Annotated in this window: 22 protein-coding genes; 9 read left to right on the top strand and 13 right to left on the bottom strand. The window is 65.0% G+C overall.

Annotated elements, in window-relative coordinates; all coding sequences use genetic code 11:
* Together A2J02_RS05565 and A2J02_RS05560 are read right to left on the bottom strand one after the other, a co-directional pair.
* The coding region (locus tag A2J02_RS05565) for an ABC transporter ATP-binding protein (RefSeq protein WP_068047830.1) at positions 1-663 on the bottom strand (663 nt) is incomplete at its 3' end.
* Positions 660-887, bottom strand: a complete 228-nt coding sequence (locus tag A2J02_RS05560) for a hypothetical protein (RefSeq protein WP_176460371.1) — start codon at positions 885-887, stop codon at positions 660-662. The genes A2J02_RS05565 and A2J02_RS05560, both read right to left, overlap by 4 nt.
* A gap of 143 nt (positions 888-1,030) precedes the next feature.
* Here A2J02_RS05560 and A2J02_RS05555 point away from each other — a divergent pair, with 143 nt between their 5' ends.
* Positions 1,031-2,338, top strand: a complete 1,308-nt coding sequence (locus tag A2J02_RS05555; protein ID WP_179276434.1) for an MFS transporter — start codon at positions 1,031-1,033, stop codon at positions 2,336-2,338.
* A 2-nt stretch (positions 2,339-2,340) separates the two neighbouring features.
* Here A2J02_RS05555 and A2J02_RS05550 read toward each other — a convergent pair whose 3' ends face one another.
* Positions 2,341-3,540: a GNAT family N-acetyltransferase gene (locus A2J02_RS05550; protein ID WP_068047825.1), complete on the bottom strand. Its 1,200-nt coding sequence runs from the start codon at positions 3,538-3,540 to the stop codon at positions 2,341-2,343.
* Between the two features lie 75 nt (positions 3,541-3,615).
* On the opposite strand from A2J02_RS05550, the gene A2J02_RS05545 reads away from it, so the two are divergent.
* Positions 3,616-4,419 carry a TrmH family RNA methyltransferase gene (locus tag A2J02_RS05545; protein ID WP_068047823.1) on the top strand — a complete coding sequence of 268 codons (804 nt, stop codon included), beginning with the start codon at positions 3,616-3,618 and terminating at the stop codon, positions 4,417-4,419.
* A complete protein-coding gene (locus A2J02_RS05540; protein ID WP_068047820.1) occupies positions 4,416-4,685 on the top strand; it encodes a DUF2537 domain-containing protein in 270 nt (89 codons plus the stop codon). The genes A2J02_RS05545 and A2J02_RS05540 overlap by 4 nt, the downstream gene beginning before the upstream one ends.
* Before the next feature lie 114 nt (positions 4,686-4,799).
* Here A2J02_RS05540 and A2J02_RS05535 read toward each other — a convergent pair whose 3' ends face one another.
* From A2J02_RS05535 to A2J02_RS05515, 5 genes are all read right to left on the bottom strand, one after another.
* Positions 4,800-5,570 (bottom strand): DUF6928 family protein, encoded by a 771-nt coding sequence (locus A2J02_RS05535; RefSeq protein WP_442971449.1) that lies wholly within the window; start codon positions 5,568-5,570, stop codon positions 4,800-4,802.
* 83 nt (positions 5,571-5,653) lie between these two features.
* Entirely contained in the window at positions 5,654-6,553 is a 900-nt protein-coding gene (gene sepH / locus A2J02_RS05530; protein WP_068047814.1) for a septation protein SepH, read from the bottom strand.
* 112 nt (positions 6,554-6,665) lie between these two features.
* Complete coding sequence (locus A2J02_RS05525) at positions 6,666-7,337, bottom strand: rhomboid-like protein (RefSeq protein WP_068047811.1); 672 nt, start codon at positions 7,335-7,337, stop codon at positions 6,666-6,668.
* 126 nt (positions 7,338-7,463) lie between these two features.
* Complete coding sequence (serC, locus tag A2J02_RS05520; protein ID WP_068047808.1) at positions 7,464-8,585, bottom strand: phosphoserine transaminase; 1,122 nt, start codon at positions 8,583-8,585, stop codon at positions 7,464-7,466.
* A gap of 69 nt (positions 8,586-8,654) precedes the next feature.
* Positions 8,655-9,773: a citrate synthase 2 gene (locus A2J02_RS05515; RefSeq protein WP_068047805.1), complete on the bottom strand. Its 1,119-nt coding sequence runs from the start codon at positions 9,771-9,773 to the stop codon at positions 8,655-8,657.
* A 135-nt stretch (positions 9,774-9,908) separates the two neighbouring features.
* Between A2J02_RS05515 and pdxH the strand changes: the two genes are divergently transcribed.
* From pdxH to A2J02_RS05490, 5 genes are all read left to right on the top strand, one after another.
* Positions 9,909-10,526 carry a pyridoxamine 5'-phosphate oxidase gene (gene pdxH, locus A2J02_RS05510; protein ID WP_068047802.1) on the top strand — a complete coding sequence of 206 codons (618 nt, stop codon included), beginning with the start codon at positions 9,909-9,911 and terminating at the stop codon, positions 10,524-10,526.
* Positions 10,523-11,815, top strand: coding sequence for an MFS transporter (locus A2J02_RS05505; RefSeq protein WP_082898834.1), 1,293 nt, complete (start codon positions 10,523-10,525; stop codon positions 11,813-11,815). Before pdxH ends, A2J02_RS05505 begins: the two co-directional genes overlap by 4 nt.
* Positions 11,799-12,728, top strand: coding sequence for an aldose 1-epimerase family protein (locus A2J02_RS05500; protein ID WP_068047799.1), 930 nt, complete (start codon positions 11,799-11,801; stop codon positions 12,726-12,728). Before A2J02_RS05505 ends, A2J02_RS05500 begins: the two co-directional genes overlap by 17 nt.
* A complete protein-coding gene (locus A2J02_RS05495) occupies positions 12,725-13,663 on the top strand; it encodes a carbohydrate kinase family protein (protein WP_068047796.1) in 939 nt (312 codons plus the stop codon). Before A2J02_RS05500 ends, A2J02_RS05495 begins: the two co-directional genes overlap by 4 nt.
* A gap of 70 nt (positions 13,664-13,733) precedes the next feature.
* Positions 13,734-15,032, top strand: a complete 1,299-nt coding sequence (locus A2J02_RS05490; RefSeq protein ID WP_082899483.1) for a citrate synthase — start codon at positions 13,734-13,736, stop codon at positions 15,030-15,032.
* A 152-nt stretch (positions 15,033-15,184) separates the two neighbouring features.
* Here the strand turns inward: A2J02_RS05490 and A2J02_RS05485 are convergent, their stop codons facing one another.
* The 4 genes from A2J02_RS05485 to A2J02_RS05470 form a co-directional block, all read right to left on the bottom strand.
* Positions 15,185-16,582, bottom strand: coding sequence for a hypothetical protein (locus A2J02_RS05485; protein ID WP_156516106.1), 1,398 nt, complete (start codon positions 16,580-16,582; stop codon positions 15,185-15,187).
* 23 nt (positions 16,583-16,605) lie between these two features.
* On the bottom strand, positions 16,606-17,145 hold the full coding sequence (locus A2J02_RS05480; protein WP_068047790.1) for a hypothetical protein: 540 nt from the start codon (positions 17,143-17,145) through the stop codon (positions 16,606-16,608).
* Positions 17,146-17,281: 136 nt separating this feature from the next.
* Complete coding sequence (locus tag A2J02_RS05475) at positions 17,282-18,700, bottom strand: flavin monoamine oxidase family protein (RefSeq protein ID WP_197477946.1); 1,419 nt, start codon at positions 18,698-18,700, stop codon at positions 17,282-17,284.
* Between the two features lie 213 nt (positions 18,701-18,913).
* Positions 18,914-19,699 (bottom strand): carbon-nitrogen hydrolase family protein, encoded by a 786-nt coding sequence (locus A2J02_RS05470; RefSeq protein ID WP_197477947.1) that lies wholly within the window; start codon positions 19,697-19,699, stop codon positions 18,914-18,916.
* Between the two features lie 58 nt (positions 19,700-19,757).
* Between A2J02_RS05470 and A2J02_RS05465 the strand changes: the two genes are divergently transcribed.
* A complete protein-coding gene (locus A2J02_RS05465; protein ID WP_068047784.1) occupies positions 19,758-20,399 on the top strand; it encodes a GntR family transcriptional regulator in 642 nt (213 codons plus the stop codon).
* Here A2J02_RS05465 and A2J02_RS05460 read toward each other — a convergent pair.
* Complete coding sequence (locus tag A2J02_RS05460; RefSeq protein ID WP_068047780.1) at positions 20,371-21,720, bottom strand: MFS transporter; 1,350 nt, start codon at positions 21,718-21,720, stop codon at positions 20,371-20,373. The genes A2J02_RS05465 and A2J02_RS05460 overlap by 29 nt on opposite strands.
* Between the last annotated feature and the right edge of the window lie 212 nt (positions 21,721-21,932).

The raw sequence follows: 21,932 nt of genomic DNA, 5'->3' as shown, positions 1-21,932 counted from the left end.
GACCACCTCGTCGACCGTTCCGCTGCGAACGACTGCGCCGCGGTGCATGATCGCCAGCCGGTCGCACAGCGACTCGGCCTCGTCCAGGTAGTGCGTCGTCAGCATGATCGTCACGCCGGAGTTCTTCAGCTCCTGGATCAGATGCCATGTGTTGCGGCGACTTTCGGGATCGAGTCCGGTGGTCGGTTCGTCCAGGAACAGCACTCGTGGGCGGCTGATGATGGCGCACGCCAGATCCAGCCTGCGCTGCTCTCCGCCGGAGAGAAACTTGACCCGGGTATCGGCGCGGTCGGCCAGGTCGACGCGCCCCAGCACCTCGTCCGTCGGCAGCGGATTGCTGCACGTGCCCGCCCACATGCGCAGGCTCTCCGCGGTGGTCAGATCCTGGGGCAGTCCGCCCTTCTGCAGCATGATGCCCAGCGACGGTCGGACCTTGCGGCGGTCGGACACCGGATCCATTCCCAGAATCCGCACCGTGCCCTCGCTCGGCCGTGAAAGTCCCTGAATCACTTCGAGAGTGGACGTCTTGCCGGCACCGTTGGTACCCAGTAGGCCGAACAGTTCGCCCTCTGCGACCTTCAGATCGAGCGCCTTCACGGCCTCGAAAGCGTTCTTGCCCGAACCGTAGCGGCGAGTCATGCCACTGACTTCGATGATGGTCATGATTGCTTCTCCCAGTGGCGGAGTCCGATGACGAACCGCACGCCCATGAAGGCGACGATGACGCCGAGAGCGACGAACGCCGGGAGCGACGTACCGACGATTGCGAACAGCACCGCGACAATCGCGATGCTGATGACGATGACGACGATCTCACGTGCCATCGTCGGAGCCGGCCCGAGCTCCATCAGATCGGTGAACAGGTTTCCTTCGTCTGGTTGCTTCATGACTACGAGTCTGCTGGGCCGTGATCACCGAAAACAGTGCAGCGCATCATCATCTGCAGTGACACCGTCACGGTCCGGCCATGACAAAAGTCATGTGCTCTCGACAGCGCCCGGTATGCCGGGAGTTCGGGTATTTTCAGCACGTGAATCGCACCGAGCCGGTGAGCCCCGACCGTCGTACGCAGGTTCGCGTCATTCTGGCGGGTTCGGTACCGAACCTGGTGCAGTGGTTCAACCTGTACCTCTATGCGACGTTCGCGCCGTACTTTCGGACCGAGTTCTTCGATCCGGCTTCGACCAATTCACTCGTGTACGTCTACGGACTCTTCGCATTGACCTTCGTCGTGCGCCCGCTCGGTTCGTGGCTGTTCGGCAGGCTCGCGGACGTGCGAGGCCGACAGTTCGCGCTCGTCGCTGCGGTCACGCTCATGTCGGCCGGATCGGTCGCTCTGGCACTGACTCCCACCGTCCACGCGATCGGGGCCTGGGCCGCGGTGATCCTCGCCGTCGTGAGCATCGTCCAGGGCATCGCAACCGGCGGCGAATATGCCGCGGCGACGGTGCTGCTCTCCGAATCGGGCACGCGAGGGCATCGCGGATTCTTCGCCTCGTTCCAGGCCGCGACCATCGTCGGCGGCCTCGTGCTCGCGCAGGCATGTCTGCTCGTACTCCTCGCGAGCACGGACCGCGCGGCAATCTCCGAATGGGGCTTTCGCCTCGCCTTCGCCGCGGGAGGCGCGGCAGGCGTCGCCTCGTTGTGGTGGGCTCGCGGACTCGATCGTGCGCCCCGTGAAGCGGGAGCACCACGAGCGGACCGTGACGCCACGATGAAGGCGCTGTGTCGCGATCACTGGCGTCCGCTCGTCTGGGTGTTCTTGTTGACCGCAGGCGGGAGTGCCGCGTTCTACACCTACACCGTCACGGTCCCCTCAGTCGTTCGCGAGACGTTCTTCGCAGCGGACGGTGCCAGAGGAGAGCTCGTTGCGACCGGTCTCGTGTTCGCTGCTTTCGTGGTGTTGATGGTGCTGCAGCCGGTCGGCGGTGCACTGAGCGACCGCATCGGAAGAAAGCCGCTGCTCGTCGCATTCGGAGCACTGGGGATACCGGCGACCGGAGCGCTGGTGCTGGCCACCACCCGGGTGACGTCCCCGCCGGCGGTCTTCGTCATCCTGGTGTGCGCGTTTGTCGTCCTCACGTGCTACCTGTCGGTGAACGGCATCGCCAAGGCCGAAGTGTTCCCAGCGCACATTCGTGCGCTGGGCGTCGGCTTCGGTTACGCCGTGGCGAACTCCCTCTTCGGAGGTACGGCACCGCTGATCTATCACGCCACCAGCGGTGGCGGCAGTGTCGAGTTCATCGCCTACGTGACGGTGCTGCTTTCGGTGACCCTGGGCGCGGCGCTCTGGATGCACGGCGGCTCGGCCACCGCACTCGATGCGCCGAACAGGTAGGTCTAGAAACCCCAACCCATGACGGCCGGGCGCGCGGTTCCGAACGTCAGGTCCAATGCGTGCAGTGACGCGTCGTTGCGTGCGGTGAGGCGGTTGGCCGCGGCGAACAAGCGGGCGCGATGGGTGCCGAAGTAGATGCTCGCGAGCACATCGATGTCGAGTTCGATGTCCGGTTCGGATTCCACCCGGGTGCAGGTGGCTCGGCCGTCGGTCACGGTGAGCGAATAGGTACCGCCCGCATCGAGGAAGGGATCTCGCACAGCGATGATCAACGAGGTGTCGAGAGCGTAGGTGCGTGCCTCGAGCGCTGACTCGACGTGCATGATGCGGCCCCACAGTGCGTCGTGGTGTCCGGTGACCTTCGGCAGTCGGTTGTTGGTCAGCAGGAACGGCAGGGCTTCGTCTCGTGACTGTTGCACCTCGATGGTGTCGACCAGGTCGACCCCGACGAGGATCTGCCACAGCGCGGCGTAGGCGGCATCGGTCACCGCGATGAATTCCTGTACCACCACCCGGCTGGGGTTGCGTCCGCGTCGGTAGGCGACGTAACCGTCGGGATGGACGATGAAGAACAGAGCCGTCAGTCCGCCGCGTCGGTTCTCTCGGTCGGCGAAGAACCGCTCCCAGCGGATCGGCGGCTTGGGCTGCGCGCCTGCGGTCTGCTGCTGCCAGCGGTGGTAGATGTCGGGGAGCAGTTCGGTGGCCTCGGCCGATTCGATCAGCCGCACACCGGTCGCCGGGGGAGCATCCTTGCGGAACTGCGCGAATCGACGGTCGATCGAGACGCTGATCTCCTCGGTTATCGGCCCGTAGCCGAAGCGTCCGTAGATCGTCGCCTCGCTGGCGGTGAGCAGCGACAGTGGTGCCCCGGCGTCGTTCAGAGCGCGGTGCTGCTGGGTGAACATCGATCGCAGGATGCCGCGTCGACGATGCGTCGGCGCGACCGACACCCAGGAGACTCCGGACGCCTCGACCTGCGCACCACCGGGAACGGTGACCGACATCGGGAAGTGCATGGCCACACCCACCGGGGTCTCGCCGTCCCACGCCAGGTACACGTGCTCGGACTGGGTCAGGATCTGCGTCTCGGCCAGGTCCTCGGCGTTCTGGTGCTCGCCGAAGGCGTGGGCGTCGAGCAGCGCGACGGCATCCCAGTCGTCGTCGGTGGCGGTGCGGATGGTGATCGATTCGTCGGTAGTCATCGCTCTTTACTTTTCCATACAGAACCAGGCCTTCGCCGACGGACCGTCAGAAATGCCGGGTGACAAGATGAGCGGGTGGTTCATGTAATCGATGTCGACGACCCCTCCGACCCCCGGCTGGACGATTTTCGCGATCTCAACTCGTCGGATCGGCGGCCCGACCTGCCCGAGGGCAAAGGATTGGTGATCGCGGAGGGTGTGTTGGTTGCGCAGCGACTGCTGACCTCGCGCTTCCCGATGATCAGCCTGCTGGGCGTGGATCGACGGCTCGACTCGTTGCGCGACGATCTGGCGGATTCCGACGTCCCGTTCTATCGGACGTCCGCGGAGGTGATGGCCGAGGTCGTCGGATTCCATCTCAATCGTGGTGTGTTGGCGGCGGCGAACAGGCCGCCTGCCCTCGATCTCGACGAGGTGTTGGCCGACGCGAAGACGGTGGCGATTCTCGAGGGCGTCAACGATCACGAGAATCTCGGGTCGATGTTCCGTAACGCGGCGGGCCTCGGCGTGGATGCCGTGTTGTTCGGGGCCGCGTGCACGGATCCGCTCTATCGACGGTCGGTGCGGGTATCGATGGGGCATGTGCTGCGGGTGCCGTTCGCCAAGGTGCCCGAGTGGCCGCGCGGCCTCGATCGCGTTCGCGCGCATGGCTTTCAGCTGATTTCGCTCACGCCCAATCCGACTGCGGTGTCGCTGGCGGCGGCGATGACGGGGGAGAAGGTGGCGTTGTTGCTCGGCGCGGAGGGGCCGGGTCTGACCGAACATGCCATGCGCGCCACGGACATTCGCGCGCGCATTCCGATGGCTCCCGGCACCGACTCACTCAATGTTGCGACGGCCGCGGCGATGGGGTTCTACGAGCGTGTGCGCCTGACGTGACCGACCACGACCCGGACGTCCGCTGGACCGGAATCCCGATTGCCGTGATCTCGGCGGCGCTCGTCGGGGTGGCACTGACGACCTTCGGTCTGGAACTGGCCAGAATTCATCCGCTCCTCGCGATCGGTCTGAACATCATCGTCGTCGCGGGTGCGGCACCGACGGTCATGCGATGGCTCGCGATACCGGTGTGGCGCTGGGCCGTGTACGGAGCCGGTATCGGTTCCATGCTGAGCTTCGTGGCACTGGCGGCGCTGGCGTTCTAGCAGTCGTCTGCTCAGTCGGTCTCCGACAGCGGGCACAGTTGCGCACTACCGGCGACAATCGGCGGAATCCCGTCGATCAGCGGTGATTGCGTGCAACGGTGCCCACCCGGGCCACTATTTGCGCGAGAACCAACGCTTCTTCGGTCGCGGTGCCTGCTCGTCGGGGGCGTCGGGCATCGGTTCCTGTGCGCCGCGGCCGTTGGAGCTTCGGTTCTGCTGGTTCGGTGGCGGTGGTTCCTGCCCCGGGACGTACATCGTGAAGCCGCAGACCGGCAGGGTGTTCGGATCGAATTCGTCCGCGTGTGGTGCGCCGGTGTAGCGGAACCCGAGCCACTCGGCGTTGGCTGCCTCGGCGAATTCCTGAGGGTGGAACGGCAGCGACTGCGGATCCGGCATCACTCCGGGCGGATAGATCAGCGGATGCTCACCGGCCCAGAACGATCGCTCCCACACCAATGGCAGGCCTGCGTCCTCGTAGATGTACACCGGAGTGGCACTGAAGGATCGGCGGAATTCACCGCGTTCCCAGTACGCGAACGCACCCCAGGCGTGTTGGGGATCCGAGGCGACGAGGTAGGTGTGCTCGGACGCCAGCGGGCGAGTGAATGATTCGGGAAGTGTCGACGGTGTGGGCACCGCGAGATTGGATCCGCACACCACGGTGACGCCGGGGTAGCAACCGATGAAGACGTGATCGTCGTCCACGCCTGCCGAGGTCGATATCGGGCCCGGTCCGAGGGGCACTGCCGTCAGGTGGGGGTACAGACGTCCGACGAGTGCGGTCGCAGCGTTCCAATCCGAGGTGGTGGCCTCTCGGAGTACAGAAATCGGATCCGGTGCGTCCACGTACCAGATGGTTGATGCTTTGGCCCCCACTACCGGCACCTCTCTCTCCGTTACTTCCTGGGAAGCCTACGGTGTGAGCGTCGGCGGTTCGTCACCGCGCGGCACATCGGTCACAGCAGAACTCAGTTGTGACCGCTGCTGCGAACGCCGAGCAGGACGTCCTCCCACGACGGCATGGCCGGCTTGCCGCGCTTGTCCTTGCCGCTGGTGTGACCGGCTGCAGGCTTGGGTGCGGGCCTGGGCTCCCTGGTCACGGTCTCGCGCGGCTGTTCGGGCTCGGGAGAGGGCGCATCGTCCACCTCGACCTCGATGGTCTCGGCGTCGATCTCGCTGTCGGCGGTGGTGCCGTAGTACTCGTCGAAGCTCTGCTGCGAGGTCTCGTCGTCGGAGTCCTCGGCGGACGTCAGTGCGCGCACCGGTGCCAGACCGCGCAGTTGGCGTCCGAAGTCCGGATCGATCAGCTCGTGAGCAGTGTCGTCGAGCGGGCTGATGGTGCCGCCGTGGCCGTCGGGAAGGAACTGCCAGTGCGCCTTGTTGGTGGTGCGGCCCGCCTGCCACTTGAGCTGCGCGACCCACTTGTTGTCCTCGTCGCGCCAGGCGTCCCACGCCGCGTCGTCGAGATTGTGGCCGCGAGCGCGGAAAGCGAGGGTGACGATCTCGAGCAGGGTCTGCACGGCCGGGCCGTCGTGGCGCAGCGGATGACCGGCCTGAGCCATCGACGCGGCCTGCGAGCGTTCGAGCAACACCGGGTGAGCGAACACCTCGACGCGACTGATGGCCATTCCGGAGTCGGCGGCAACCTGTTCGATGGTCGCTCCGCTGCGGATACGGGCCTGAATTTCCTTGGGCCGAAGCAAGCTGTCCATTTCGATCTCAATCTGTCCTAGTCGAGCGATGTCGCCGCGTGAGGCCGCGCGGAGCTTGTCGTCGGCTGGAAGCCGGAATCTGTCGCCGGTCTTGGGATCTGCGCACACGACGAACTTTCCGTCGGTCTCGAGACCCACCACACGTAAGTCTCGCACCTTGACCTCCTCATCGCGCCGGCTCGCGATACCGTCGAATTCGAGCCTAGTTCACCTGCCGTATTCGGCGGGTGTCCGACACGCATCGCTTCTGCCGACCATCGTTTCCCTATCAGAGGGTAGACAGCTGTGGGCTCGGTTGCACCCATTCGGTCGATGTTGCGTCAATTGTCCTGTGGGACAACGTCGATGCATCGACGCGGCGGTACAGTGCGCCCAGGCCGAAGCCGATGCTCAGGGCAATCGCGTGCCCGACGGAAGTGAAGGTCGGGTCCGATACCCCACTGATCGTGACGACGCCGATCCACAGTGCGGCCCAGCCCGCACACCACGGCATCGGCAGGTACCTGATCATCGACCCCGCTACCGCTGCTGCTGCGTAACTGACACCGACGTCGACGGCCATCGCCAGTGAGTCCGCGAGCCAGTCAATGTGAATGCCGATGAGCAGGCCGACGGCCACCAGTACCGTCGCACCGATGTGTCCCGCGCTGAAGGTGACGAGGAAGCGTCGCCAACCGGAGATCCATTCGGCGACGGCGAACAGCAGTGCAACCGCGGCCAACCACAACCAGTTCACCCGTCCTTCGGTGAGAAAGACGCTCGTGACGAGGGTGGCGAGGTGGCCGTCGCCCAGATTGTGCAGATTGGTGCTCGCCGCGTGCAGCACGTGCCAGCGATCGTGCGGGCCGATCCGGCCCAGTGCGACGGTGCCCGCCACCGCGAGAGCGATGTACAGCAGGGTCACGCGAATGCGCAGCGCGAATGTCAGGAGCCGGTACATACGAGCGCTCCCTCCGAGGTCGTTACGCTTGCTTACTTGATAGCAAGTATAGGCCGCGAAGGGAGCGCCGTAGCTGTGAGCTTGCTGGGAATGGTCGTTCCGCAGGCTCCACTCCTGCCCTGCTGATCAACTCAGAGTCGACACGACCCAGTCGATGCTCTTGGTCAGTGCGGTGATGTCGTCCGGCTCGATGGCCGGGAACATGCCGACGCGCAGCTGGTTGCGGCCGAGCTTGCGGTACGGCTCGGTGTCGACGACGCCGTTTGCGCGCAGGATCTTCGCAACCTGGGCTGCGTCGACGTTCTCGTCGAAGTCGATGGTGCCGACGACCTGGCTGCGGTGATCCGGGTTCGTCACGAACGGCGTCGCGAATTCGCTCTTCTCGGCCCAGTCGTACAGACGTGAGGACGAATCGGCGGTGCGCTTGGTGGCCCAATCGAGGCCACCCTGCGCGTTGAGCCACTCGATCTGGTCCGCGAACATCAGCAGTGTCGCCACGGCCGGGGTGTTGTACGTCTGGTTCTTGCTGCTGTTGTCGACGGCGATCGGCAGCGACAGGAAGTCCGGGACCCATCGATCCGTGGCAGCGATCTCGCTGACGCGCTCGAGTGCGGCCGGGCTCATCAGCGCCACCCACAGGCCACCGTCGGCGGCGAAGCACTTCTGCGGCGCGAAGTAGTAGACGTCCGAGTCGGCGACGTTCACCGGCAGACCGCCGGCACCGGAGGTGGCGTCGATCGCGATGAGGGCGTTCTCGGAGCCGGCCGGACGGCTGACCGGGATGGCCACGCCCGTCGAGGTCTCGTTGTGCGCCCAACCGATGAGGTCGACGGACGGGTCGGAGGTGGGCTCGGGCGCGCTGCCCGGCTCGGCCTTGACGACGATGGGATCACCGATGAACGGATTGTTCTTGGCCACCGACGCGAACTTCGAGCTGAACTCGCCGTTGGTCAGGTGCAGCGACTTCTCGCGAATGAGGCCGAAGGCAGCAGCGTCCCAGAACGCGGTGGTGCCACCGTTGCCGAGGACGACCTCGTAGCCCTCGGGCAGCGAGAACAGATCCTTCAGGCCACTGCGCACGCGTCCGACGACGTCCTTGACGGGCTTCTGACGGTGGCTGGTGCCGAACACGGAAGCGCCGACGTCGACCAGGGACTGCAGCTGCTCGGGGCGAACCTTGGACGGGCCGCAACCGAAGCGTCCGTCGGCGGGCAGGAGATCGGCGGGAATGATCGGCAAATCGGCCATGGAGTAGCGCGTCCTAGCGTCGATGGAATATGGCATCCACAGGCTAGTCGGGTGTCATGACACCGTCGACTACCGGATCAGGTCCCAGCCGTCGACGGACTCGGGCCTGCGGGGTTCGGGGCCGGTGTAGAGGGCAGCCGGTCGGACGAGCTTGCCCAGGCGCTTCTGCTCCAGGATGTGCGCGCACCAGCCCGCGGTACGGCCACAGGTGAACATGGCGGGCATCATGTGCGCCGGCACCTCGGCGAAGTCGAGGATCACCGCGGCCCAGAACTCGACGTTGGTTTCGATGGCGCGGTCGGGGCGGCGCTCGCGCAGTTCGGTCAGTGCCGCCTGCTCGAGCGCGGCGGCGACCTCGTAGCGGGGTGCGTTCAGCCTCTTTGCGGTGGCGCGCAGCACGCGGGCGCGGGGGTCCTCGGCGCGGTAGACGCGGTGTCCGAAGCCCATGAGCTTCTCTTTGCGGTCCAGGATGCCGGTGATGAGAGCGCGTGCGTCACCGGTTCTCTCGACCTCCTCGATCATCGGCAGGACGCGAGCGGGCGCGCCGCCGTGCAGGGGACCGGACATTGCACCGATGGCACCCGAGAGGCAGGCGGCGACGTCGGCTCCCGTGGAGGCGATGACACGTGCGGTGAACGTCGAGGCGTTCATGCCGTGTTCGGCGGCCGAGACCCAGTACGCGTCGATGGCGGCGACGTGGGCGGGATCCGGTTCGCCCTTCCAGCGGACCATGAAGCGTTCGGTCACGGTGGCGGCCTGATCGATGCGGCTCTGCGGTACAGCGGGCTGGTAGATGCCGCGAGCGGACTGAGCGACGTAGGACAGGGCCATCACCGAGGCGCGGGCGAGGTTGTCGCGGGCGGTGGAGTCGTCGATGTCGAGCAGCGGCTGGTAGCCCCAGATGGGCGCGAGCATCGCCAGTCCGGCTTGGACGTCGACGCGGACGTCGCCGGTGTGGATCGGCAGGGGAAACGGTTCGGCCGGTGGAAGTCCTCGACCGAACTCGCCGTCGACGAGCAGGGCCCAGACGTCACCGAAGGTCACGTTCTGTGCGACGAGTTCTTCGATGTCGACGCCGCGATACCGCAGTGCGCCACCGTCCTTGTCGGGCTCGGCGATGTCGGAGGTGAACGCGACGACACCTTCGAGGCCGGAGACGAAATCCTCGGGAACTCGTTGAACAGCCATGGCCTGTGGACTCCCTCGTCGCAACTGCACCCGGCTCTGCGCCGCATCCGGGCGTACTTCGTCAGAACCATAGCCGGGATCTACGCGGGAGTAGCGTCTGGGCTTGTGTCTGCAGATGAACAGCGCCTGGCGAACATGCGGGTGGACTACGGAGAGCCCGAGGACCTCGACGTCGATGCTCTGGCGGACGGGTGGTGTGCGCTGGCGCAGCAGTGGTTGTCCGACGCGATAGCGGCGAATCTGCCCGAGCCCAACGCCATCGTGTTGGGGACGGTCGACGAGGCGGGTAGACCCGCCACCCGCACGGTGTTGTGCAAGGACTTCGACGCGGACGGGGTGGTGTTCTACACCAACTACGACTCCGACAAGGGCCGTGCACTCACCGTGACGCCGTATGCGTCGATCACGTTCCCGTGGATCGGAATTGCCCGCCAGCTCACCGTGCGCGGCCCGGTGGCGAGGGTCGACGCCGAGACGACCGAAACCTATTGGCGCACTCGACCCCGCGGCTCCCAGCTGGGGGCATGGGCGTCCGAGCAGTCGCGGCCCATCGGCTCGCGGGAGGATCTGGCTGCGCGACTGGCCGAGGTCACCGCGACGTTCGACGGCATCGAGGTGCCGGTTCCGCCGAACTGGGGCGGTTTTCGCGTCGAACCTGAGACGGTCGAATTCTGGCAGGGCCGAACGAGCCGCATGCACAACCGAATTCGCCTGACGGTGGCAAGCGGTGTGATCGAGCGTCTGCAGCCGTGAGCGGATTGCGCGGCATTCTTGCCGATACGACTCCGCTGAAGACCCCCGCCTACAAGCGGCTGTGGTTGGCGAACATCGTCACCGTCATCGGGGCGCAGCTGTCCATCGTCGCTGTGCCACAACAGGTTTTCCAGATCACGCTGAGTTCGGCGTACGTGGGTCTCACCGGTGTCTTCGCGCTGGTGCCGCTGATCGTGTTCGGTCTGTGGGGCGGAGCGCTGGCCGATGTGATGGACCGCCGCACGCTGTTGATGATCACCACCTGCGGTCTGATCGGTACCTCCGCCCTGTTCTGGTTGCAGGCGTTCCTCGACCTGAACAACGTGTGGATCATCTTGGTGCTGTTGGCCGTTCAGCAGGCCTTCTTCGCGGTGAATCAACCGACGCGCAGCGCGATCCTCCCGCGAATCCTGCCCGCCGAGCAGCTGCCCGCCGCGAATTCACTGAACATGACGGTGATGAACTTCGGCGCTATCGCCGGACCGCTCAGCGCAGGCATCCTCATCTACTACATCGGGCTCGAGACCCTCTACCTGATCGACACCATCGCACTGTTCGCCACACTGTGGGCAGTGATCCGGCTGCCGGGGATTCCACCGGCGAAGTCGGGTCAGCGAGCCGGATTGCGCTCGGTGTTCGACGGTTTCGCCTACCTCGCGACGCAGAAGGTGCTGCTGGCCTCGTTCGTCGTCGACATCATCGCGATGGTGTTCGGTATGCCCCGCGCGCTCTTTCCGCAGATCGCACACGAGAGCTTCGGCGACCCGGCGTCGGGCGGTCCGGTGCTGGGCATGCTGTTCGCAGCGATGTCCGCGGGCGCGGTGGTGGGTGGAGTGTTCTCCGGCTGGCTGCCACGAGTGCGCAGGCAGGGCCTGGCGGTGCTGATCTGCATCGTCGTGTGGGGCGTGGCGATGATCGGCTTCGGTCTGGCCGTCGGCGCGGCCACCGACGGGGCCACCACCGTCGCCCTGTGGTTCGCGTTGGCGTTCCTCGCCCTCGGCGGCGGAGCCGACATGATCTCGGCGGCCTTCCGCAGCACGATGCTGCAGCAGGTCGCCACCGACGAGATGCGTGGCCGGCTACAGGGTGTCTTCATCGTCGTGGTTGCCGGAGGTCCGCGCGTCGGCGACGTCCTGCACGGGGCCGCAGCGGCGTCGGTGGGGACGGCGGCCGCCGCGGCGGGCGGCGGCGTGCTGGTCGTCATCGGTGTCTCGATCGCCGCGTTGGCTCTTCCGGCATTCATCCGGTACCGAGTGGGTGCGGTGGTAAAGAATGGCACTCATGGCTGACGCACAGACCTACTCGTTGACGAGCGGTAAGTATCGGGCAGACATCGCTGCCGTCGGAGCGGGTCTGCGGGTGCTCGAATACGACGGCGCACCGCTCACCGAGACCTGGGAGGCGGGTTCGAAGCCGCCGCTGTCGGCGGGACTGGTGTTGGCCCCGTGGCCCAATCGAACGGCCGACGGCACGTTCACGTTCGAAGGCGTCGAGCATCGGATGGAGATCAGCGAGCCTTCGCGCAACAACGCCAGTCACGGTTTCGTCCGGCGGGTGGAATGGACCCTGAACGAGCACAGCGACTCTCGCGTCGAGCAGAGCGTGGACGTCGGGACACATCAGGGCTGGCCGTTCTCGGTGACGGTGACCGTGGCGCACGAGCTGTCGGCGGACGGTCTCACCGTCACCGCGTCGGCGAAGAACACCGGTGATTCACCGGCGCCGTACGGGATGGGTTTTCACACGTTCGTCAGGGTGGGAGACGTGCCGCTCGACGAGTGCACGCTCGAGCTCTCGGCCGGCACGCGGCTGCCGCTCGACTCGGTGCGCAATCTGCCCGTGGGCAATTCGGTGCCGACTGCCGATACCGAGTACGACTTCCGGCAGCCGCGGACGCTGCAGGGCGTGCAGCTCGACACCCCGTACAGCGCGTCGCTACCCGAGGCCGACGGCCGAGCGAGCCATGTTCTTCGCGGTCCTGACGGCACCGCGACGGTGCTGTGGACCGACAGCAGCTTCGGGTGGGTGCAGGTGTTCACCGCCGATCCCGCCAACGATCAGGCCTATCCCGATCGAGGGCGGGCCTTGGCGATCGAGCCGATGACCTGCCCACCCGATGCGTTGAATTCCGAGATCGATCTGATCGTGCTGGATCCGGGGCAATCCTGGTCGGGCACCTGGGGAATGAGGTACGAGAAGTGACCATTCTGGTGTGCGGCGAGGCGTTGGTCGACCTGGTTCCGGTGCACGAGGGCCCGCTGCTTTCGCCCAAACTCGGCGGCGGGCCGTTCAATGTCGCCGTCGCGATCGGTCGACTGGGTTCGCCCGTCGCGTATCTCTCGCGGATCTCCCGCGACCCGTTCGGGGAGCAGATCCTGGCGAGCCTGCGCGACGCGGGAGTGGACACCACGTGGGTGCAGCGCGGCGACGAACCGACGACGTTGGCGATGACCACGCTCGCCGAGGACGGCAGTGCCGAGTACTCGTTCTACGCCGACGGCACAGCCGACCGTCTCGTCGCCGATCCCGGCGATCTGCCCGACGAGATCAGCGTGCTCTCGTTCGGCACACTGTCGCTGCTGTACGAGCCCGGCGCGTCGATGTACGCGGGCCTGCTGCACCGGGCCCGGGCGGCGGGCAAGCTCACGATGCTCGATCCGAACATCCGGCCCGCTGCCATCGACAGCACCAGCGGAGACATCACCGCCGACGGGTTTCGCGACCGCTTCCGTTCGTGGCTGCCCAGCATCGACATTCTCAAGGTGTCCGAGGACGACTCGTTCTGGTTGGGGCTCGGAACGCAGGGGACCACCGTCGACGACTGGCTCGCGGCAGGGGTCACCGCGGTGGTCATGACCCGCGGTGGCGACGGCATCTCGGTCTTCACCGCATCCGAGGAAATCACGGTCCCTGGTGTCGCGGTCGACGTCGTGGACACGATCGGCGCTGGTGACACCGTGCACGGAGCTCTGCTGAGCTTTCTGCAGAAGGAGACCATTATCACATCGAACGCGGTGAAAGAGATGAGCAAGGAAGATTGGCGAGAAGCGCTCGAGTTCGCCGCGAAAGCAGCGGCGATCACGGTTTCTCGACCCGGTGCCGACCCTCCCTGGGCGTCCGAGGCGTCGAGAGACTAGTTTCACTATCGACGTTAGAACTGTCCGCTTCAAGTACGTGTCCGTTACACGAGTTCGAGAGGGACCATTCGTGCCCGCTGAGAATGATGCCAAAGCCACCCTCACCTATCCCGGTGGCGAATACTCCATGTCGATTGCCGAGGCCTCCGAGGGCAACAACGGCATCGAGCTGGGGAAGTTGCTGGCCACCACCGGCTGCACGACGTTGGACGGCGGGTTCGTCAACACCGCGTCGACCAAGTCGGCCATCACCTACATCGACGGTGACGCAGGCATCCTGCGCTACCGCGGTTACCCGATCGAACAGCTCGCGGGCAAGTCTTCGTTCATCGAGGTCAGCTACCTGCTGATCTACGGTGAGCTGCCGTCCGAGGATCAGCTCGAGAAGTTCACCGACAAGATCCGTCGGCACACTCTGCTGCACGAGGACCTCAAGCGGTTCTTCGACGGTTTCCCGCGTAACGCGCACCCGATGCCGGTGCTGTCGAGTGCCGTCAACGCGCTGTCGGCGTACTACCAGGATTCGCTCGACCCGAACGACCCGGAGCAGGTCGAGCTCTCGACCATCCGCTTGCTGGCCAAGCTGCCGACCATCGCGGCGTACGCCTACAAGAAGTCCGTCGGTCAGCCGTTCCTGTACCCGGACAACTCCAAGAGCCTGGTCGAGAACTTCCTGCGCCTGACGTTCGGCTTCCCGGCCGAGCCGTACGAGGTCGATCCCGAGATCGTCAAGGCACTGGACATGCTGCTCATCCTGCATGCCGACCACGAGCAGAACTGCTCGACGTCGACGGTGCGTCTCGTCGGATCCTCGCAGGCCAACTTGTTCACCTCGATCTCCGGCGGCATCAACGCGCTGTGGGGCCCGCTGCACGGCGGAGCCAACCAGGCCGTGCTCGAGATGCTGGACAAGATCAAGGCCGAGGGCGGCGACGCAACGGACTTCCTGCGTCGCGTCAAGAACAAGGAAGACGGCGTCAAGCTCATGGGCTTCGGACACCGTGTGTACAAGAACTTCGACCCGCGCGCGACGCTGGTCAAGGAGACCGCGCACACGATCCTCGGCAAGCTCGGCAACGGCGACGAATTGCTCGAAATTGCGCTCAAGCTCGAGGAGACCGCGCTGACCGACGACTACTTCGTCGAGCGCAAGCTGTACCCCAACGTGGACTTCTACACCGGCTTGATCTACCGCGCGATGGGCTTCCCGCCGCGCATGTTCACGGTGCTGTTCGCGATGGGCCGTCTCCCGGGCTGGATCGCGCACTGGCGCGAGCAGAACGAGGACACGACCGGCAAGATCGGCCGTCCGCGCCCGATCTACACCGGCTACACCGAGCGCGACTACCAGGACGTCAGCTCCCGCTAGATCTCGCTGCACAACAACGCCGCCGGCTCCCTTGGGGAGCCGGCGGCGTTGTCGTGTGTGCCTCGAGTTCGCGGTTACGTAGGTGAAATGGCCGTTTTCGTCTGCACAACTGCGAACTCGACGTCATGGACTCCACAACTTCGAGTTCGTGGTCAGGTCATCGCTACCTCGCGCAGCACCTGTCCTGCACCGTCGGTGAGGCGCAACGTATCGGTATCCGTCGGGCCGACCACGAGCTCGCCGCCGACGGGTAGGTCGATGGTGCTGACGAATGCAGACCGCGATCCCCGAGCATCCTCGGTGGCGGCGGTGTAATCACTCGTGGTGGGGGTGTCGGTCGTGAGCGTCATCGATCGCTCGGTAGGGCTGATCTCGGCGACGATCGACGCGCCCGCAGGCAGGCGAAGGGAGGTCGATCGAACCACCCAACCGTCGGACAGGATGGAGATGTCGATCGCGGCATCGCGCTCGTTGTCCGCGACGTCGGAGAGCGTCAGCCGCATCGGTGTGTCGATCGAGGCCTCCAGCAACGCTGTGTTGTCGTTGTTGATTAACGCGGACCGTCGCACCCGGTCACTGTCGGACACCGACAAGCTCCATTCGACATCGGTCAGATCGACCGGATCGTTGGTGTTGTCGGTGACCAGCACCAGGTAGTCCTGGTCCTGCGCACCGACCTCCGTGCAGGAGGGGCACTGATGAACGCCGGTCATCTCGGCCAGCGGAAACAACTTCAGCTGATTGTCCGGGGTACCGGAGAACAGGTAGCTGTCGTCGGCGGGGTCTGCCGAGGTGGTGTAGTACCACGTATCGGCGGCCGTATCGGTGACGATCATCTTCTCGACGCCGGGATAGTTGTTGTCGTAGATGACAATTCCGCGTGTGCTGTCGCCCAGATCGCGTATCGCGATCGGTGTCACGGCGTGGCCGGACGTTCCGTCCTCGGTGTAGAACGCGAGTAGATGGTCCTGCCCTTCGGCCCGCGCGGTCGTGAGTCGATCGATCACCTCGTCCACAGGTGCGGACATCTCGGAGTCGGCCGTCGGTTCGACCTCCTGGGTGTTGAAGTAGCGCGCGATCACGGCATCGGTCGCTGGGGAGGGACGTGCATCGAACAGTGTTGCTCCGGGGGCGACGAAGGACGAGGTGTCGATCGAGTTGCGGTAGGCCAACCCTGCGACCGCGGCCATTCCGAAGCAGTGACCACCGTTCATTCCGTTCTCGAACACCTCCGAGGTCACCCGTCCCATCGGCGAGAGAACGCATCGGTCGCGCTCGGTTCCCGGAGTGCACACCGCATCCCCGAACAGTGATTGCATCGAGGCCGGTGTTAGCCCTAGGCCATGCTCCGCTGTCGGCGGTCCCCAGTTGGGGAAGGAGAAGCCGTCCCGTCGGACGTCGAAGCCGGACGAGGCCACGAGTGTGCCCGAGCCTGGGTCCATCTCGGTGAACCCTTCCTGAGGTGATGAACACGCCGTCAGCACGAATGCGACTGCAAAAGCCATTGTGGCCCAGCGGCGGCGGGGCGCAGTGGCGGAGCGGAGAACCATGATCGGATCCTCTTCCTCGGTTGTCAATGCTCGAGTACGACCTTGAGAACTGTGACGATCAAACCGACGACGATGGCAACCAGGCCTCCGAGGATTGCCCCACGCCATCTTCTCTTGCTCGCATGCCAGCCGCTGGCGGCTCCGAGGACGAGCAGGAACAGGAATGCGAGATCGGAAATGGTGTCGAGTGCGCCGTAGGCCGACCACAGACCGCTCACACGTCCGAGCCCGATGATGATGAGCGGCACCACCGTCAGCAGCAGGAAATGCGCTGAGTGCCAGAGCAGATGACGTCTGTCGGCACCGTCGGGCATGCGGTGGTGGCTGTTCACGTACCCCAACCACGACGAGAACAGGTGCGCGACGGCAGTCGCGACCATCGGCCCGAGGACCATTCCTGTCGCGTCACCGAAATCGACGTCCGTATCGTCCGCCCCGACGACCATGACGGTCATGATGATCACGGTGCCGTAGATCAACGGCTCTGCGTCCAACGCCGCCCACGTCGGTCGGCCTCGCCTCCAGGAATTGTGACCGGTATCGGGAAGCGTGCTTCCGGTCATGACTTCTCGCCGCAGGCGGCGTACTTCGGCGTGGATCCATCGTGGCGCGCCGGAAGTGGTGGTCGATTCATCGTCGAAAGTCCTTGTTCGAGAGAAAGAGTGGGTATGTCATCGCGGATGGGGGCTCGTGTCTCGTTCAGACGACCTCGTGTTCGGCCGGTGCCATGGGGTCGATGTGGCGTGCGGCGCGTAGGCCCGCCTCGATCGCACCCTCGACCCAGCCCGACTTGAACGTGGTGAAGTCGCCGGCCCAGTGCAGCCGGTCCACAGGCTTTTTCATCTCGTCCAGCATCCAGCCGCCGTCCAGAGGCGTATCGCCGAAGGCGGCCTTGATCCAGGGTTGATCGGGCCAGGAGAATTCGCCGATTTCCACGACGTCCTCGATCATTCCGGACATGTCGGCGTTGAAGGTGTTCACGAGATCTCGTGCCCGGGTTTCTTTCGGCTGCGCGAGATAGGCAGTTGCGTTGGCACCGGAAAGGTAGAAGAACGCGTTCCCGCGCCCGCCCGGCTCGTTGCCGGTGATGTCGATGAGTCGTTCCCACGGCCGGTCGGAAGCTGCCACGGGCCAACCTCGCACACCGGAATCGAGCCACGTCGGTTTCGAGGTCTGCAGATACACCTTGACTATGTCGCTCCACACCATGCCGTCGACCACCTGACGGGCTCGATCGGGCAACGCCGGTCGGATGTCGACATCCTTCAGGACCGTGAAGGGGATCGTCGAAATGACCTCGTCCCCGGTCCATTCGCGACCGTCCGCTGTGGTCACCACGACGTCCGAACCGCTCTGGTCGATCACCACCACCCGAGAGCCCATGTGGATGCGGTCTTGGGGGAGCCTTTCGGCGAGGGCGCGCGGTATCCGCTCGTTTCCACCCTGCACGCGGTACAAGTTGCGGTCGCCGAAATGGTAGGCGAAGTCGGGAAGCAAACCGAGAACGCTGACTTCCAGTGTGAAACCGCCGGCCTGGGCTGCGACGAGTTTGGCGAAATCGTCCGATGCACCAGCGTCGGCGAGCAGTTCACGAACGGTGAATCCGTCGAACTTGTCGGCGGCGGCCGCATCGGGCCACTCCGGGTCGATGACGGTGGTGAAATCTGCGCCGAGGGGCACGAAGTAGCTGGTGAGCATGGAACTCAGTTCGACGGTACGTTCGGACTCGAGTAGATCCCAGGGTCGACGATCGAGCTGAGTGTTGTTGCCGCGCAAGCCATCTATCAGATATTCGGGAGCGCCGTCGTTCATCGCGACGATGGGGAGCTTCAGGGTGCTCACGTAGCCGGTGACCAACGGCATGTTCAGTCGGAAATGCCCTCCACCGCCCTCGGTGAACTGGCCGTTCTCGTATTCGACGGAGATGAGGCGACCATGGATTCGGTCCTGAGCCTCGAGAACCGTCACCTCGTGACCGCGCCGGTGCAAGGCCAGTGCGGCCGTCAGACCCGACATGCCTGCACCCAGAACGAGTACGCGACGGGGTGCAGGCGATTCATTCGTACCGGCGACGGTGCTCTCGGCCTCGTTGCTCGAGCACGCCGTCGTGGAAGTCAACCCTCCCAGCATCGCTGCGCTCAAGCCAAGTCGTAAGGCATCCCGTCGGTTGACCTGCACCATCGTCGTCTCCTTCTGAAACGATGGAAGTGCCCCGTCACTTCTCCGATTCGACAAGCGACATCACACCACGTTTTCACGGCGGAGGTGACTCGAAACCGCGTTCCCGCGCCAGGTCTCACGAAAGGCCGAACCTGCACCGAGCAGGATCGGTCACACGAAGGTGACGCGATTTTTCAATACCGGCAGGTTTGCACGCACGGCGTCGACGAGTTCGGTGTGGATGTCGATCGTCAGCATGCCGGGCGTCGCGTCGAGTTGCCCGAGGATCTCGCCGGTGGGGGAGCAGACGATGCTGTGTCCCACGCCCAACGGTGCATTGCCCTCGGCGGCAGCGGGTTCGGCTTGGTCGCAGGCCGCGATGAACGTGGTCGAGTCCAGGGCACGTGCCCGCGCGAGCAGGGTCCACTGCTCCACTTTGCCGTCGCCCGATCCCCACGACGCCGGGACGACGACGACTTCCGCGCCGAGATCACCGAGTTTCTGGAACAGTGCCGGGAATCGAATGTCATAACAGGTGGCGAAGCCGACCCGAACGCCGGCGATGTCCACCACGAGAGGCTCCGAACCCGGTGCGACGGTGTCGGATTCGGCGAATCCGAACGCATCGAACAGGTGGATCTTGTCGTAGCTCGCGTCGATACCGGGTCCGGTGACGAGCAATGTGTTCGTGACCCTGTCGTCCGCGGCTGGGGTGAACATTCCGGCGACGACGGTGATGCCAGCGTCGGACGCTATGGCGCGCACCGCGTTCGCCCATTCACCGTCCAGGGGTTGCGCGAACTTTCGGATGGGTCCGCCGAAGCATCGCATCGTCGCCTCCGGAAACACGACGAGATCCGATCCCGCATGCGCTGCGGCGCGGGTGTGGGTGGCGATGAGTTCGAGGTTCTCGGCGGGCTGTTGGCCGCTGGTGATCTGGGCGAGGCTGATGCGGATGGACGAGCTCACGGTGTGACTCCTGGTTTCGTCGGAGGAAGACAGGTATACATATCGTATGCAGCCGCTGTCGGGGAGGGAGAAGGCGTACCAGTACGTGCGCGATCAGGTGTTGTCCTCACCGGCCGCCACCGGCACTTTTCTGAACGAGCAGGAACTCGCGACGCAGATCGGAGTATCCCGTACCCCGGTTCGTGAAGCGTTGCTGATGTTGCAGTCCGAGGGGCTGGTCGAGATGGTGCCCAAGCGGGGCGCGCACGTGCCGGCGATGTCCGGACGCCAGATCGCCGAACTGATGGATCTGCGCGGAGTTCTCGAGCGGCACGCGGCCACCCGTGCGCTGCGAGCCGGTGACGCGCCGATCACGCAGATGCGGCACGCGTTGACGCAGCAGGAACTGCTGATGAACTCCGACGACGCAGATGCACCCAAGCAGTTCATCGACTGGGACGGCACATTCCATCAGAGTTTGATCGATTCGGCGGGAAGCGATCTGCTCTCGCGCACGTACGCCGGACTGCGGGCTCGCCAACTTCGGGTCGGGTTGAGCGCGTTGTTCACCGCGGCGAACCGTCAGCACCGGGTGTGCGCCGAGCACCAGGCCATCATCGACGCACTCGGTGCGGGCGACGAGGACCTGGTGCACGCGAAGATCGACGCTCACCTCGAGGTCACACTTCAGACTCTGCTGCGCGCGTAGCCTTTTCGCGCTCCTGGCCCAGCAGCACGTAGTGCTCGTCCTCGGTGGGGTCGGGGTTGCGACCGAGTGCGAGACCGACGAGTGTCACGGCACCGACGATCACGATGTATCCCGCGATCGGCACCCAGCTGTCCGTTCTGTCCAGCAGGTAGACGAAGATCAGCGGTGCCATTGCGCCACCGAACACGCCGGCGATCGTGTACGCCAACGAGCTGCCGGTGGACCGCAGTCGGACGCTGAACTGTTCGGTGACGAACGCAGCCTGCGGTCCGTACATGAACGAGTGGAACGCCAGTCCCACAACGACACCCAGGATCAGCAGCGGCAGGGATCCGCCGCCGATGACGAGGAAGAAGATCGCGCTCCAGGCAACGCCGCCCACCGCTGCGATTCCGTAGACGAGGCGCCGATTGATGCGGTCGGACACCGCTCCGGCGAGCGGGATCAGACCGAGCTGACACGCCGATCCGACCAGAATGGCGGTCAGCACCTCGCTGCGTTCGAAGCCCAACTTCTGCGTGCCGTAGGTGATGGAGAAGACGGTGAACAGCGCGTAGATGACGTCCGGTGCGACGCGGGACATGATGCCCGCCACCAGTGGCCGCAGTTCGGTCTTGAACACCTCGCTGATCGGGGCTTCCGATCGATCGCCGCTTTCCTGCAGCGCCTTGAACACCGGGGTGTCCTCGAGCTTCAAGCGGATCCACAGACCGAATCCGACGAGTACGGCCGAGAAGAGGAACGCCACTCGCCATCCCCAGGACTCGAACTGCTGGTCGGTCAGTGACAGAGTCAGTATCGCGAGTGCGCCGTTGGCGAGCAGGTTGCCTGCCGGTGGTCCGATCTGCGCGGCGGACGACCAGAAGCCGCGCTTGCGTGGATCGCCGTATTCGCTGGAAAGCAGAACCGCGCCGCCCCACTCTCCGCCGACGGCAACACCCTGGCAGAACCTCATGGTGACGAGGATGATCGGGGCTGCGATGCCGATCGTGTCGTATCCGGGGATCAGGCCGATGGCGAACGTGGTGACGCCGATCAGCATCAGCGTGATGACGAGTAGTTGCTTGCGGCCGATGACATCGCCGAGGCGCCCGAAGACGAATCCACCGACCGGTCGGGCGACGTACCCGACGGCGTAGGTGGAAAAGGCCAGCAGTGTCCCGGTCAGCGGATCGCTGTCCGGGAAGAAGACCAGAGGGAACACCAGCGCCGCGGCGGCCGAGTAGACGGCGAAGTCGTACCACTCCAATGCCGTTCCGGTCAGGCTGGCCGCGAAGGCCTTGGCCAGGCCCTTTCTATCCACCGAAACAGGTTCGGTCATGACGACTCCTTCGTGTGCCTGGGATCACTCTATCCGTTGTACGTGCTCCATACTTGCTGTATACAAGACGTATGCGCAAGGCTTTCGGCGTATTGGAAACAGAAAATTTACGAGGAGAGGGTCCTTACTGATGCTCACGTTCACGCTGCCCGACGGCTCGACGGAATCGCTCGAGGTGACCGCCCTGCTCAATGCGGGATATGCCGGACGCA

The organism is Rhodococcus sp. EPR-147 (assembly GCF_001647185.1).
Lineage (GTDB): Bacteria > Actinomycetota > Actinomycetes > Mycobacteriales > Mycobacteriaceae > Rhodococcoides.
Note: the sequence above shows the minus strand (reverse complement) of the source record. Positions and strands in the feature narration are given on the sequence as shown.